This window comes from Mucilaginibacter sp. (assembly GCF_039207105.1).
GTDB lineage: Bacteria > Bacteroidota > Bacteroidia > Sphingobacteriales > Sphingobacteriaceae > Mucilaginibacter.
Genome location: NZ_JBCECK010000126.1, coordinates 1 through 14,877 on the forward strand (window position 1 = coordinate 1; position 14,877 = coordinate 14,877).

General features: G+C 38.1%; 7 protein-coding genes and 1 pseudogene. 7 read left to right on the forward strand and 1 reads right to left on the reverse strand.

The genetic code is table 11. The features are described 5' to 3' along the window. The first annotated feature begins 140 nt into the window (after positions 1–140). Positions 141–2,612 carry an FtsX-like permease family protein gene (locus AAGC65_RS19765; protein ID WP_343114188.1) on the forward strand — a complete coding sequence of 824 codons (2,472 nt, stop codon included), beginning with the start codon at positions 141–143 and terminating at the stop codon, positions 2,610–2,612. On the opposite strand, the pseudogene AAGC65_RS26215 reads toward AAGC65_RS19765, so the two are convergent. Further along, a pseudogene (locus AAGC65_RS26215) lies at positions 2,591–2,638 on the reverse strand (hypothetical protein); the annotation flags it as partial. The gene AAGC65_RS19765 and the pseudogene AAGC65_RS26215 sit on opposite strands and share 22 nt — an antisense overlap. Before the next feature lie 60 nt (positions 2,639–2,698). On the opposite strand from AAGC65_RS26215, the gene AAGC65_RS19770 reads away from it, so the two are divergent. The 6 genes from AAGC65_RS19770 to AAGC65_RS19795 all read left to right on the forward strand — a co-directional run. Next, entirely contained in the window at positions 2,699–5,098 is a 2,400-nt protein-coding gene (locus tag AAGC65_RS19770; RefSeq protein WP_343114189.1) for an ABC transporter permease, read from the forward strand. Between the two features lie 125 nt (positions 5,099–5,223). Continuing rightward, the gene (locus tag AAGC65_RS19775) at positions 5,224–5,631 is read left to right on the forward strand and encodes a GNAT family N-acetyltransferase (protein ID WP_343114190.1); all 408 of its coding nucleotides are present in this window, start codon (positions 5,224–5,226) and stop codon (positions 5,629–5,631) included. Between the two features lie 243 nt (positions 5,632–5,874). Beyond that, positions 5,875–8,253, forward strand: a complete 2,379-nt coding sequence (locus AAGC65_RS19780) for an ABC transporter permease (RefSeq protein WP_343114191.1) — start codon at positions 5,875–5,877, stop codon at positions 8,251–8,253. 83 nt (positions 8,254–8,336) lie between these two features. Continuing rightward, complete coding sequence (locus AAGC65_RS19785; RefSeq protein WP_343114192.1) at positions 8,337–10,709, forward strand: ABC transporter permease; 2,373 nt, start codon at positions 8,337–8,339, stop codon at positions 10,707–10,709. Positions 10,710–10,813: 104 nt separating this feature from the next. Further along, positions 10,814–13,213: an ABC transporter permease gene (locus tag AAGC65_RS19790; RefSeq protein WP_343114193.1), complete on the forward strand. Its 2,400-nt coding sequence runs from the start codon at positions 10,814–10,816 to the stop codon at positions 13,211–13,213. Between the two features lie 106 nt (positions 13,214–13,319). Next, positions 13,320–14,877 (forward strand): ABC transporter permease (locus AAGC65_RS19795; protein ID WP_343114194.1); only part of this gene is annotated, 1,558 nt, incomplete at its 3' end.

Consider the following 14,877-nt stretch of genomic DNA (forward strand, 5'->3'; position numbering starts at 1 on the left):
AGTAGTGAGTAGTGAGTAGTGAGTAGTGAGTAGTGAGTAGTGAGTAGTGAGTGAAAATAGCTAACAAGTTAGGAATTAGAGTTTAGTTTTTAGAGTTTCATTTTAGGGTTTAGAATTTAGTTTTTAGAATTTCACAGCATATGATAAAGAATTATTTCAAAATAGCTTTTCGTAATTTTTGGCGACATAAGCTCTTTACATTCATTAATATAGTAGGTTTATCTATCGGCATAAGCTCTGCCCTGGTTATATACCTTATTGTACATTTTGACTTTACTTTTAATCAATCTTTTGACAATGCCGACCGCATATACCGGGTAGTTTCTAACTATACATTTTCTGGCGAGGAAGTTCATAACCGCGGCGTTTCCGGCCCGGTAGGTGAGGCTGTGCGGACCCAAGTAAGTGGTGTAGATGTAGCTGCGCCATTTTTTTATCTACGCGACCCTGATGTATCCATACCTGTTAAATCAGGAGCTCCTGTTAAATTTAAAAAACAGGAAAATGTTATACTGGCGGATGAACGCTATTTTGCCATATTTACTTATAAATGGTTGGCAGGCAATGCGCAAAGTGCCTTTATTAATCCCAACCAGGTGGTGTTAACAACAGATCAGGCTAAGAAGTATTATCCGGGTGTACCTTACAATCAAATGCTTGGCCGCGTGATCACCTATGATACTTTAAACGTAAGCATTAGTGGTATTGTTGAACCATTGAAAGGTAACACTGATTTTGCCTTCCATGATTTTATATCGTACAAATCGGCAAATAATAATGGGGCCTTACAAAAAGCACTCCGGCTTACCAACTGGGGGGGCACCACGTCAGACTCACAGCTTTTTATAAAACTATCTCCTAACAGTACCGTGGCGCATATTGAAAAGCAGTTGAATATCATACTAAAAAAGAATGATCCGCCGAAACCAGAGAATAAAGGGAATACCCGGAGTTTTAGTTTACAGCCACTTAACGACCTGCATTTCAACAAAACATTTAACACATTTGACGCCGGCAGAACTGCCGATAAAAATACCTTATATGGTTTACTGGCTATAGCCGCGTTCCTGTTGTTGCTGGGTTGTATTAACTTCATTAACTTAACTACCGCACAGGCATCACAAAGGGCAAAAGAGATAGGTATCCGTAAAACTATAGGTAGTACCCGGGCACAGCTGATAGGTCAATTTTTAAGCGAAACATTTTTGATAACCTTTTTTGCCGTTATAGTTTCAGTGGCTTTAACACCTGTAATACTGAAGGTGTTTTCTGATTTTATCCCCAAAGGCGTAGAGATCAATCTTTTTCATCAACCATATGTTATTTTATTTCTGGCGTTGTTAATTATTATAGTTAGCCTCTTGTCAGGTTTTTATCCTGCAGTTTTATTGTCTGGATACAAGCCGGTATCTGTGCTTAAAAACCAGTCGGTTACTAATGTAGGTAAAAGTCGTAGTGCATGGTTACGCAAATCATTGACTGTAACCCAGTTTGTTATTGCCCAGTTTTTTATCATGGCTACTATACTGGTTAGTAAGCAAATTTATTATGCACTGCATAAAGATCTGGGTTTTAAAAAGGATGCCATCATTATTATAAATACACCCTGGAAAAACCGGACATTGAGCCTTAATCAGGTATTTATGAATAAACTTAGGAACATTCCTGAGATAGATATGCTCAGCTTGGGTGGGGATGAGCCCTCGTCAAGTAACATCAACTCAACAGAAGCTGCTTACAAGGATGGCAAAAAGGAAATAAAATTTGATATCCGCGAAAAATTCGGCGATGAGAATTATATCAAACTCTACAAAATTAAGTTGTTAGCTGGGCGCAATCTGCAAAGGGGAGATTCATCAAGAGCGTTTTTGATAAACGAAAACCTTACCAAAATGCTTGGTTTTAAAACTCCTCAGGATGCTGTAAATAAATATATCGACAACTTTGATGGCAACCATAAAATGGAGATCATTGGTGTGATAGCCGATTTTAACCCCGGAACATTGCATGACGAAGTTAAACCGCTGGCGCTGTTAAATAACAAGAGCCCATACGGTAATGGTGGTACATTTCACATCGCTCTGAAGCCACAAACTGCCGGTAGTGATAATTGGAAAAAGGCTATTGCTACTATAGAAAAATCATGGAAGGAAATTTATCCTGATGACGACTTTGAATATCATTTTTTTGATGAAAATATAGCCAAGCTTTACAAAACCGAGCAAAACACTTCAACTCTGCTTGCCTGGGCCACTGGCTTATCGGTATTTATAAGTTGCCTTGGTCTATTAGGTTTAGCTATGTATACTACCAATTTACGCACTAAAGAAATTGGCGTACGTAAGGTACTTGGCGCCTCGGTAACACAAATTGTGCGTATGTTATCTACCGAGCTGGTATTGCTTATTTTACTGGCTTTTATTTTGGTTACCCCTTTAGCCTGGTACGCCATGAATAAGTGGATGCAAAGTTTTGCCGACCGTACAAGTATCAGCTGGTGGATATTTGCATTAAGCGGAACAGGGATGTTGTTAACCGCGTTTTTTACCCAAAGCTTTCAATCTATAAAAGCAGCACTCGCCAATCCGGTAAATAGTTTGCGAAATGAGTAGTGAGTTAAATAATGAGAAGTTAACATTTAACAGATTTTAACTTCTCATTTAAAGCATTTTAGCTATTATCGTATAAACGATTTTATATGGTACGTAACTACTCTAAAATAGCCTGGCGCAACCTGCGCAAACATCAATTTTATACCTGCATTAATGTATTGGGCCTTTCTTTAGGTTTAGCTTGCAGTATCATATTGTTTCAGTTTATTAGCTATCATTTAAGTTTTGACACCTATCATCACAATGCAAAATCACTTTATAAAGTGGTTGAGCAGATGCATCTGGAAGATGGTACTACACTTTATGAGCGCGGTGCGCCTATGGTTTTAGCCAGAGCTATAAAGACTGAATTGCAGCAGATCAAGGATGCTGCGGTATTAGTTCAAAAAAGATCTTTTACGGTTTCGGTTTCGCAAAATGATGGAGTTGGAAGGAAATTGTTTTATGAACAAGAGAATGTAGGTCTTGCAGATAATCATTGGTTCAATGTTTTGGATTATACCTGGATTGCAGGCAACGCTACTCAGGCTTTTAAGGATCCGGATAATGCAGTGATCACTCATAAACTGGCACAAAAATATTTTGGTACCGATGATGCTGTAGGCCGAACGATCCGCTTAGATAATAAGCATAATTTCAAGATAACTGGTGTACTGGGTGACAATGCAGAGAATACTGATTTTAAGAGTGATATGTTTTTATCGCTCACCGCACTTAAAACGCTTTACCCGGATGTTCAGCAACAATTTCAGAATGATTGGTATTGGGAAGATTCGCGTAACGTCATATTTCTGTCCCTGCCGGATAATCTGTCTCCCAAAACCGTGGAGACAGCTATTGCTAAAATTGCAGGGAAAGAGGTCACCAAAACATATCAATATATTTTACAACCTTTAAATGAAGTGCATTTTGATGGCAGGTATAGTGGTGTAATACAAAAATCACTGCTGACTACTTTGGGTATGGTTGGCTTACTGCTCATTATTATAGCTTGTATTAATTTCATTAATATGGCAACTGCACAAAGCTTTAAAAGGGCCAAAGAAATTGGCACCCGCAAAGTCTTAGGTAGTACACCAGCAGCCATATTCATCCAGTTTATGGCTGAAACCTTACTTATTGTACTGTTTGCAGGTTTAACAGCAGTTTTAGCAGTTTGGCTATTTTTACCAATATTAAACTCATGGATCCAAACATCACTTTCATTTAATTTATTCAATAACATTTCATTGATTGGGGTTATTGTCTTGTTGATGGTTATCATTACAATGGCGGCTGGTTTTTATCCGGCTTTGGTTTTAAGCAGGTTTAAACCTGTGAACGCTTTAAAAAATCAAATAAATAGCCAGTCGCAATCAGCTATAGTTGGCCGTAAAAGCTTGATTATTATTCAGAATATCATTGCTCAGGTACTTATAATTGGTACTATAATTATTACCATTCAGGTAAAGTATCTGAAAACGGCCGATCTGGGATTCAATAAAACAGGAGTAGTTATGCTGCCCTTGCCTAACTTTGATAAAGGTAAAACAGATTTTTTGCGCAATCAGCTAATGTCCCAACCAGGCATAGAAGCTATTTCTTATTGCTACAGGGCACCGTCATCCACATCAGATAAAGGTGGGTCAATAAAATACGACGGTCATGAATGGGAGAAGTTTATGGGGCGTACTGTTTTGGGCGATGCCGGGTATGCAAAAACTTTCGGCTTAAATATTATTGCCGGTAGAAACCTTACCGAAGCTGATACTGCCAAAGAGTATTTAGTGAATGAGCAATTAATGCGGAAATTAGGGGTGAAGGATCCACACAAGATTATTGGGCATAGTTTTACAGCCGGCGATCTCACTGGTAATCCGGGTACCATTGTTGGTGTGGTAAAAGACTTTCATGCAAAATCGTTATACAAGGCGATAGAACCTACTTACATCAGTACATACCGTAGCTCGTATCAATATGCCGGCGTTAGGATTGATATGAGCAAACGGTCAGTCGCGATGGGCCAAATACAAAGGATATGGCAATCCGTTTTCCCCGACAATGTTTTTGAATATCGTTTTCTGGATGAGCAGATAAATGATTTTTATCAGAAAGAAGATCTGCTCAATAAGCTCATTAAATCGAGTGCTATTATTGCCATATTTATAAGCTGCCTCGGTTTGTTAGGCCTCATATCATTATTAACGCTTCAGCGCACTAAAGAAATAGGTATTCGTAAAGTACTCGGCGCTTCTGTAACACATATTACTGCTTTACTTTCAGCCGATTTTTTAAAACTGGTGCTCATAGCTATTGTTGTGGCATCGCCAGTAGCCTGGCTTATGATGAGTAAATACCTGCAGGATTTTGCCTATCGTATAGATATACCGTTATGGGTGTTTGTTTTAACAGCTGGTATAGCTTTACTAATAGCTTTTGTTACCGTGAGTTTTCAATCTATTAAAGCTGCTTTAGCCAATCCTGTAAATAGTTTGCGGAATGAATAATCTGTGAAAAAACCTGTAAAGCTGTGTTTTTGAAAGTGTAGAACGGTGTACAATATTTTCATTCTTTTGCTAATTTAAAAACAGAAGCATAATTTGTTTTACACCTCTATTCAGAACATATCATTATGAGAACACAGATCTATGATTTAATGTATCCGTTGATCAATAATGGCAGCGGGATATATGAAGTTGATGATTTAACTGCTTATATTGATAAGCTACTAAAAAAAGCATGTATAATTTCAATAACGGATCAGGATATTTTACAAGGTTTTTTGGCTTATTATGCTAATGATCCGGATAAGCAGGTTGGTTTTTTGTCAATGCTGGTAGTTTCTCCGTCGGCACAAAGAATGGGATACGGTAGAAGAATGGTTGAGTTTTGTCTTACCGATCTGATACTTAAAGGGTATAAAATATGTCGTACGGAGGTTAAGGAAAATAATATGATGGCTATTAATATCTGCAAAAAAACAGGATTTACCTTAGTGACAAAAAAAGATAAGTACCTGGTGATGGAAAAAGTATTGTAAATTATCTTTTTAATACCATTAATCTCATCTTCAATAACTATAGATTGCACGCACTGTATCATAAGCGTACAGGTGGTGTCACACTTACGAACATTTTTATTTTCAGGAATTTATATTAATTATCTGTTTTTCAGTTATTTATGTTTTTGGTATGAGTTTTAACTATCATGTTAGCCAATGTCCCGAAAGTGGAAGTTGTGTTTCAATATTATAGGTTAAAATGTTAGCCATTTAAACATTATCATGATAAAAAATTACATCAAAATTGCCTGGCGTAACCTGAAACGTAATAAGGCATACGCGGCCATTAGTGTTGCCGGTTTAGCTTTAGGTATAGCCTGCGGTATACTGATTTTTACGCTGATCACTTATCATCTTAGTTTTGATACTTTTCATGAAAAGTCTGATAGAGTTTACCGCCTTTATACGGAGTGGCATGATGATGGTATTGGCAGATCGCAAGGTGTTCCGCAACCCTTAGGAAAAACTTTCCGGAATGATTTTACCCTGGCCGAAAAAACAGCGCGGGTAATCAACTTCAGAAATAACTTAATTACCATAACAAAAGGCAATGAGGTTAAAAAATTTAAAGAAGAAATTGGTGTAGCTTTTACTGAACCTGATTATTTTGATATTCTAAACTTTCCACTGATAAAGGGTGATAAGAAAAGTGCTCTGGCACGCCCAGGCGAAGCCTTACTTACCGAAAAGATGGCTCGCAAATATTTTGGTAATGACGATGCTATGGGCAAAGTTATACGGCTGGATAACAAGGTTAATTTTACAGTGACGGGCATACTGAAAGACATACCTCCAAATACCGACCGCCGGCAGGAGATCTATGTTTCGTACGGAAATATGGATGAGTATACTAATAAAGGCCGTGAAGAAAACTGGGGCGGCGTATATAGTGGCAGCGAAGCTTTTACCCGATTGAAACCAACCACAACTATGGCGCAAGCTAATAATGCTATGGCCGAAATTGTGAAAAGGCACTACAAGGACAGGGATCTTAAAGTATGGAATTTTAAATTGCAGCCACTTAACGATATGCATTTCAACGCCGATTTAGATGGATATGCAGATAAGAAATATTTATGGGCATTGTTTTTTATTGGTCTTTTCCTCATCATTACCGCATGTGTAAACTTTGTTAACCTGGCTACCGCACAGGCGCTTAACCGCTCCAAAGAAGTTGGTATTCGTAAAGTATTAGGTAGCCTTCCTCGTCATTTATTCTGGCAGTTTATAGCCGAAACCGCTTTAATTACTGTTGTCGCCGTTATTTTGGCCATAGGGTTATCTTATCTGGCTTTACCGGCAATAAATCAGCTGTTTCAATCCGAAATGCAGTTTAATAAAGAGCAGGTGGCTGTTTTTATATTTATTATCAGTATTGTAGTTGTTTTTCTATCAGGTTCTTATCCGGGCTTGGTATTAGCTCGTTTTCAGCCTATACTGGCGCTTAAAAGCAAGCTGTCGCAAAAGCATATTGGTGGTTTTTCATTACGCCGCATATTGGTAGTCACGCAGTTTGCTATCTCGCAGGTTTTAATTATTGGTACCATCATTATTGTATCGCAATTACATTACTCGCAAACTGCCGATCTGGGTTTTAATAAGGAGGCTATTGTATTATTGCCTATACCGCACAATGATTTGGCTAAGCTCACTACTTTGCGTAATCGTATAAACCAGGTTCAAGGGGTCGAAAAAGTTTCTTATTGCTACAGGCCGCCCGCATCCCAATCAAATAACAGCACCGATGTGAATTTTAATAACCGGGCCGAAGATGAGCATTGGGGGATAAATACCAAGCCTGGGGACGAAAATTTTTTGGCAACTTTTGGAATGAAATTGGTAGCTGGCAGAAACTTTTTTCCTGCAGATACCACACGTGAGTTTTTGGTGAATGAAACCTTTGTAAAAAAACTTAACCTGAAACCCCAGGATGTTATAGGTAAGATATTGAAGGTAGATGGGCGATCAATAAAAGCTCCTATTGTAGGTGTTGTTAAAGATTTTTACAACTATTCGTTCCATACCGAGATATCACCCATTTGCATAATGCCTGATTATCGTAGCTATTCAACACTGGCTATTAAGGTGAATATGCATAATGCCAATGCCTCGCTGGCATCTTTTGAAAAAATATGGAGCGAAACTTTTCCTGAAGAGCTTTATTCATACGAGTTTCTGGATGATAGTATCAAAAGATTTTATGAAATGGATAACATTCAGTTAAAACTTGCCGAATCATTCTCTGCTATAGCTATCATAATAGGTTGTTTAGGCTTATATGGCCTGGTATCATTCATGGCCGTACGTAAAACGAAAGAGATAGGTGTGCGCAAAGTATTGGGCGCTAATATACAGCATGTACTATGGTTATTTGGTAAAGAGTTTACCAAGCTGCTGCTGATAGCTTTTGTAATTGCTGCACCGCTGGCCTGGTGGGCCATGCATAATTACCTGCAGGATTTTAAATACAGAATTACCATTGGTCCGGGTATTTTCCTCATCTCTATACTTTCAACCTTTGTTATTGCTGCCATAACTGTAGGATATCAGTCTATTGCTGCCTCATTGGCCAATCCGGTTAAGAGTTTAAGAAGTGAATAGAGTGGTGAGTGGTGAGTGAAAATGCCATTCAAGTTAGAATTTAGTTTTTAGAATTTATCCAATAGGATTTAGAATTTCAAAAAATGATCAAGAATTATTTAAAAGTAGCCTGGCGTAATATTATTAACAATAAGGTTTATAGTGCTATCAATATATTGGGCCTTGCCACCGGGATAGCTGTGGCATTATTGATTGCCTTGTGGGTTAGTAATGAATACTCATATGATAAGTTTTTGCCCGAATATGAGCAAGCTTATCAGGTGAGACGTAATTTTAATAGTAATGGCGAAACTCTTACGTTCAGCACTACATCGTTAAAGTTAGCTAATGCACTTCGCACTACAATTCCTGAAATTGAGTCAGTAGCCGAATCTGATGGAGGCAGTTCGCATGGCTTAATGGTAGGTGAAAAAAAGCTATATGTTAGTGGTGTAATATCGGGAAGCGAATTTCTGAACATATTTAAATTTCCAATGCTTAGAGGTAGTGCGGCTACCGCACTCACAGATCCTTATTCTATAGTGCTTAACCAGGCAACAGCAATAGCATTATTCGGCACCGATGATGTTATCAATAAGATAGTTAGGCTGGATAACGCCCATAATTTAAAGGTTACAGGAGTTATGAATGATATCCCTTCAAACTCGGCAATGCAATCTATAAAATATATTATTCCCTTTAGTTTTATGGAGCAAACACAAAACTGGGTAAAAGGTGCTCATGGTAGTTTTGGTTACAATGCATTTGCTATTTATGTTAAACTCAAACCTGGTATAACCTACGCTCAGGTTGCTCCCAAAATTAAAAATATAGAAAAAGGGGAAGATAATATCAATGCTAAAAACTCTGATGTGATCATGCAACCGTTAAAAGATTGGCATTTATATGCTGATTATAAAAATGGTATAGCAAGCGCCGGTTTTATTGATTATGTGCGAATATTTAGTGTGATAGGTATTTTGGTGTTGCTTATTGCCTGTGTTAACTTCATAAACTTAACTACCGCCAGGTCAGAGAAAAGGGCTCGTGAAGTAGGTATCCGAAAAGCTATTGGATCGCAGCGTAAACATTTGATATTTCAGTTTTTAACTGAATCAGTATTGATCACTTTTATATCTTTTTTATGTTCAATTCTGTTTGTGCAGCTCGCTTTGGAATCTTTTAACGCACTTACAGGAAGCATGATTCGTATTCCATTTACAAGTGTTGTTTTTTGGGTGGTAACTATAAGCTGTGTATTGGTTACATCACTTATTGCGGGCAGTAGGCCGGCTTTTTATCTTTCATCATTTAATCCAGTCAAAGTTTTAAAAGGAACTATTCAGGTTGGCAGATCGGCATCCTTATCAAGAAAAATATTGGTTGTGGTTCAGTTTAGTTGCTCCGTAGCACTTATTATTAGCACACTTGTCATATATCGCCAGATACAATACGCCAAAAACAGGCCAACAGGATATAACATCAATCGTTTGATGGCATCAAATATGAACAGTGATCTTATTAAAAACTATTCTGCATTAAGAAACGATTTGTTGCAAAGCGGATTAGTTGAAAATATGACCAATGCAACAAGCCCGGCTACGGATGTTGCCTGGCATAACGATATTGATAGCTGGCCAGGGAAGCTTGCCGGCGAAACGGTAGAAATGGGGACTGTTATTGTTGCAGATAGCTACTTCAAAACATTAGGAATGAAGATACTGTCAGGAAGAGACTTTTATAATGCACCATCGGATACCTCAAGTGTGGTATTTAACGAGGTTGCTATCAAACGGTTAAGGTTAAAGAATCCTATAAATCAGGTTATTACCTGGAACGGAAAACAGGTAAGAATAATAGGTGTAGTGAAAGACGCATTAATGATTTCTCCATTTGCCAAGGCCGATCCTACAATGTTCATTTTCGGTGCAGATCCGCATGATAATATTATTTATCGCCTGGCACCTAATGTAAACCCACATATTGCCGTAGAAAAAATTGGTCAAATGTTCACCAAATATAATCCGGCATATCCATTTACCTATCGTTTTGTTGATGATGACTATAATCGAAAATTCGGGCAGGAAGTATTAATAGGGAAACTATCAGGCGTTTTTGCCGGTTTGGCCATTTTTATATCATGTTTAGGTTTGTTTGGACTGGCGGCTTATATAGCAGAGCAACGAACCAAAGAAATTGGTGTGCGAAAAGTATTAGGAGCTACGGTGAGTCAGCTTTGGTTTCTGTTATCGCGTGATTTTGTATTACTGGTGATCATCAGTTGTGTAATCGCATCGCCTGTGGCACTTTACTTTTTACAAAACTGGTTGCAAAAGTATGATTATAGAGTAAACATAGGCCCTGGCGTGTTCCTGGTGTCGGCAACAGCCGCAATAGCGATAACATTACTGACCATTAGTTTTCAGGCCATTAAGGCAGCAATTGCCAATCCTGTAAAGAGTTTAAGGAGTGAATAGTGAGAGGTGAGAGGTGAAAAGTGAAAAGTAATAAAAATGCCATTCAAGTTAGAGTTTAGAATTTAGTTTTTAGAATTTATAAAATAGAATTTATAAAAAAACTCATGATAAAAAATTACATCAAAATTGCCTGGAGAAATATCTGGAAAAACAAGGTTTTTTCGGCTATCAATATCGTGGGTCTGTCTATTGGTATGGCTGCCTGCATTGTTATTATGTTATTTGTTTTTTATGAAAAAAGCTTTGATAGCATGCATAGTAAGAACATTTACCGGCTAAATGAAGTGCAAAAATTTGAAGGTATGAATGCCTCTCAGAAGGTCGCGTTATCTATGTTTCCTATGGGGGCAACTCTGCAAAGCGAATTTCCGGAGATCAAAAATTTTACCCGGATACGCTGGCAGCAAAAGTTTCAGATAACCTATCAGCAAAAAAAGATTTTTTCGCCACAAGTGTTTTTTGTGGATTCTACCTTTTTGAGAATGTTTGATTTTAAATTGCTCCGTGGTGACAGGGCAACGGCATTATTAAAGCCCCATAGTGTTTTACTTACCCAGGAAACCGCAAAACGAATATTCGGAAACGAAGACCCTATGGGTAAAACTATAACACATTACGGTAATGATACAACAAGCTATGCTGTTACCGGAATTTTAGCAAATGTACCCAAAAACTCACAGCTGCAGTTTGATGGCCTATTTTCATTCAATACCATTTTTAACCCGCGTATGTTTACAAACTGGGGAGGTAACTGGCTGAATACCTACCTTGAATTGGCTCCCGGTACCGATATAAAGGCACTTGAAAAGAAATTTCCAGCTTATCAAAAGAAATATATGGGTGCCCAGGGCTTGAAATCTTATGAGCTATTCCTGTTATCCCTTAAAGATGTACATGCAAACTCGGCTGATATTGGGCTTGATTATATTAATTTTCAAAAATTTGATCAAAAACTTACTAATCTGTTTGCATTGATCGGATTGATCGTATTGGTAATTGCCTGCGTCAACTTTATTAACTTGTCTACAGCCCGTTCGGCCGAGCGAGCAAAGGAGGTTGGCGTACGAAAATCGATAGGGGCCCAGCGTTTTCAATTAGCGATACAGTTTTTGGGTGAAACCGTATTGCTGTCATTAATTGCATTGATTTTTGCTGTTATACTGGTTTCAATAGTGTTGCCTTATATCAATAACTTAAGTCAGCGCGATCTGAGTTTGCCTATTATAAATAATGTAGGCTTGCTTGGGCTTGTATTTATTTCAGCGGTATTTATTGGTATACTTTCGGGGATTTACCCAGCAGTATTTCTCTCCTCATTTCAACCGGTTAAGGTACTTAAAGGGTCGGTTGAAACGGGTAAAAATAAAGGCTCGTTGCGCAATGTATTGGTTGTCGGACAATTTAGTAGTGCCATTATATTAATGATAGCCACCATATTTGTTATCAAGCAATTACGGTTCATGCAAAAACGGGACCCCGGTTTTAGTCGCGAACAGGTGGTTACTGTCCCACTGAACATGGTATCAACTGCTCAATACAGGGTGTTAAAACAAGAACTGCTTACCAGTTCACTGGTGCAAGGTGTTACAGCTTCGCAGGATGTATTGGGTAGCCATCTTGATCAAACCGGCATTGAGTTTAAATTGGGTGATTCGCCCCTGCGTCAATTAACCTCTACTTTATTGGTTGTTGATCATGATTATCTGAACCTTTATAAAATAAAACTGGCGATGGGTAAAAATTTCTCATCTGAAAAATCGGCCCTTAGCAGAGAATTTATAATTAATGAAGCTCTTGCAAAAGAGTTGCTTAAAGATCATAAAGGTAAACCTATGTCATCATTGCTGGGGCAGCGTTTTGGGTTTGATTCTACAGGTGTCATTATTGGCATCGCTAAGGATTTTAACTTTAATTCTCTGCATTATAAAATAGAAACACTATTCTTATTTAACCAGGAGGCGTGGGGATACAATAATATATCCGTGAAAGTAAATGGGGCAAAGGCAAAAGAAGCTGTAGCATTTATTCAATCAGTTTGGACAAAACAACTACCGGAAATACCTTTTGAATACCAGTTTCTGGACGATCATTTTGCCGAAGTTTATCGTGTAGATAGTCAGGTAAGTTCTGTAGTTAGTATACTGGCAGGACTCATTATCATTATTTCATGCCTTGGCTTGTTCGGGCTTGCTTCCTACTCGGCTGAGAAACGAATAAAAGAGATTGGGGTACGTAAGGTGCTTGGTGCTTCCGTACAAAACATTGTAGTATTATTATCAAGCCATTTTATAAAACTGGTGGTCATCGCAAATGTAATAGCATGGCCTGTGGCATTTTATGTAATGACCAAGTGGTTGCAAGGCTTTGCTTATCGTATTAATATTGATTGGTGGGTATTTGCCACGGCTGGCATTGTTTCGATCTTTATTGCTTTTGCAACGGTTAGTTTTCAATCAGTTAAAGCTGCTACAGCTAATCCTGTTAAAAGTTTAAGGAGTGAATAGGGTGGTGAGGGGTGAATAAAAATGCCCTACAAGTTAGAGTTTAGAATTTAGTTTTTAGAATTTTCCCTTTAGGATTTAGTTTTTAGAGTTTAGAATTTCAGAACATATGATAAAAAATTATTTTACGATAGCTCTGCGGAATCTATGGAGGCACCGGGCTTTTTCATTTATCAATATCACCGGTTTATCAATTGGCATTACGGCTGGCTTTTTCATTTTCATGTACGTAGCGTTTGAGCTTAGTTACGATAGTTTTCATACTAAAAACGATCGTATTTATCGCCTGGTTACTGATATCAAAACGCCAAGTGAAACTATTAATACCGGAATAACTTCATGGGCATATGCGCCGAACATTAAAGCAGATTTTCCTGAGGTTGAATCCTATACCCGTATTAGCGGTGGTAGCTTTTTAGTAAGAAAGGGCGATGTTAAATTCCAGGAAGAGCGCACCATGTTTGCCGACTCCACCTTTTTTAAGGTTTTTGATTTTAAATTACTGCACGGTGATCCAAAAAATGCGCTGATAGATCCTACCAGTATTGTTTTTACCCAATCAGCGGCGAAGAAGTATTTTGGTAATGCCAATCCGATAGGGCAAACCGTATTGATCACAGGTGATGCAATACCAGCCAAAGTAACAGGAATTATAAAGGATTTTCCTGAAAACTCGCAGATCAAAGCTGATATAATTTTGCCTATGACTTTGCTGACTCAAAAAATCAATAAAGGCCTGGATGAAAATTGGGGCAACTTTGGCGCATCTACCTATCTTTTATTAAAGCCAGGCACAAACGCTAAAGCTTTTGAATCAAAATTGCCAGCTTTTATGCAAAAGCGCCATGGAGAAGGAATGAAAAAGATGCAGACATTTTATACGCTTTTTTTAGAACCCTTAAATTGGGTTTATCTGCATTCAAAAAGGGGGGGACAAGAAGTTGGAAGCATCAATAACGTCTACACATTTAGTATCGTAGCTTTATTCATATTGCTGATAGCATGCATCAATTTTATAAATTTAACTACCGCGCGTTCGGTAGAGCGGGCAAAGGAAGTAGGCATCCGTAAGGTAGTAGGGGCCGGAAGAAAGCAGTTGGCCGGTCAGTTCATTGGTGAATCTGTGATATTGTGTTTAATCGCTTTTGTACTTACGTTGATAACATCCGTATTGTTGTTACCCGCATTTAATCAGTTAGCGGGTAAAACCATTAGTACAGGCATTTTTTCAAACTGGAGTTATATAGTTATTCTGTTTTTAACCACGGTATTCATTGGTTTACTCGCCGGTATTTATCCCGCAGTTGTACTATCTTCATTTAAGCCGGTTATGGTTTTAAAAGGACGGTTCTCAAGCAGCAGTAAAGGGAATATTTTACGTAAAACGTTAGTTATTGTACAATTCAGCATATCTATCGCACTTATTATAGGAACCATTGTAGTATATACACAAATGGATTTTATGCGTAACCGTGATCTGGGCTTTAGTAAAGATCAAACGCTGGTATTAGATACAAATAATGATCCTGCTAAAGACGCGTTAAAACAAGCCATAACATCTATACCTGGTGTAAAAGGAGTAACCTTATCATCCAGTGTTCCGGGAGGAGGTGATTCGGGAGCTTATTCTGAAATAGAAAACAATAAAGGCGATCTTCAGGTCGCCA

What these genes read in the sequence shown, in the direction of transcription:
- AAGC65_RS19790 (WP_343114193.1), top strand. Translation starts at nt 10,814, where the DNA reads ATGATAAAAAATTACATCAAAATTGCCTGGAGAAATATCTGGAAAAAC.
- AAGC65_RS19775 (WP_343114190.1), top strand. Translation starts at nt 5,224, where the DNA reads ATGAGAACACAGATCTATGATTTAATGTATCCGTTGATCAATAATGGC.
- AAGC65_RS19770 (WP_343114189.1), top strand. Translation starts at nt 2,699, where the DNA reads ATGGTACGTAACTACTCTAAAATAGCCTGGCGCAACCTGCGCAAACAT.
- AAGC65_RS19765 (WP_343114188.1), top strand. Translation starts at nt 141, where the DNA reads ATGATAAAGAATTATTTCAAAATAGCTTTTCGTAATTTTTGGCGACAT.
- AAGC65_RS19785 (WP_343114192.1), top strand. Translation starts at nt 8,337, where the DNA reads ATGATCAAGAATTATTTAAAAGTAGCCTGGCGTAATATTATTAACAAT.
- AAGC65_RS19780 (WP_343114191.1), top strand. Translation starts at nt 5,875, where the DNA reads ATGATAAAAAATTACATCAAAATTGCCTGGCGTAACCTGAAACGTAAT.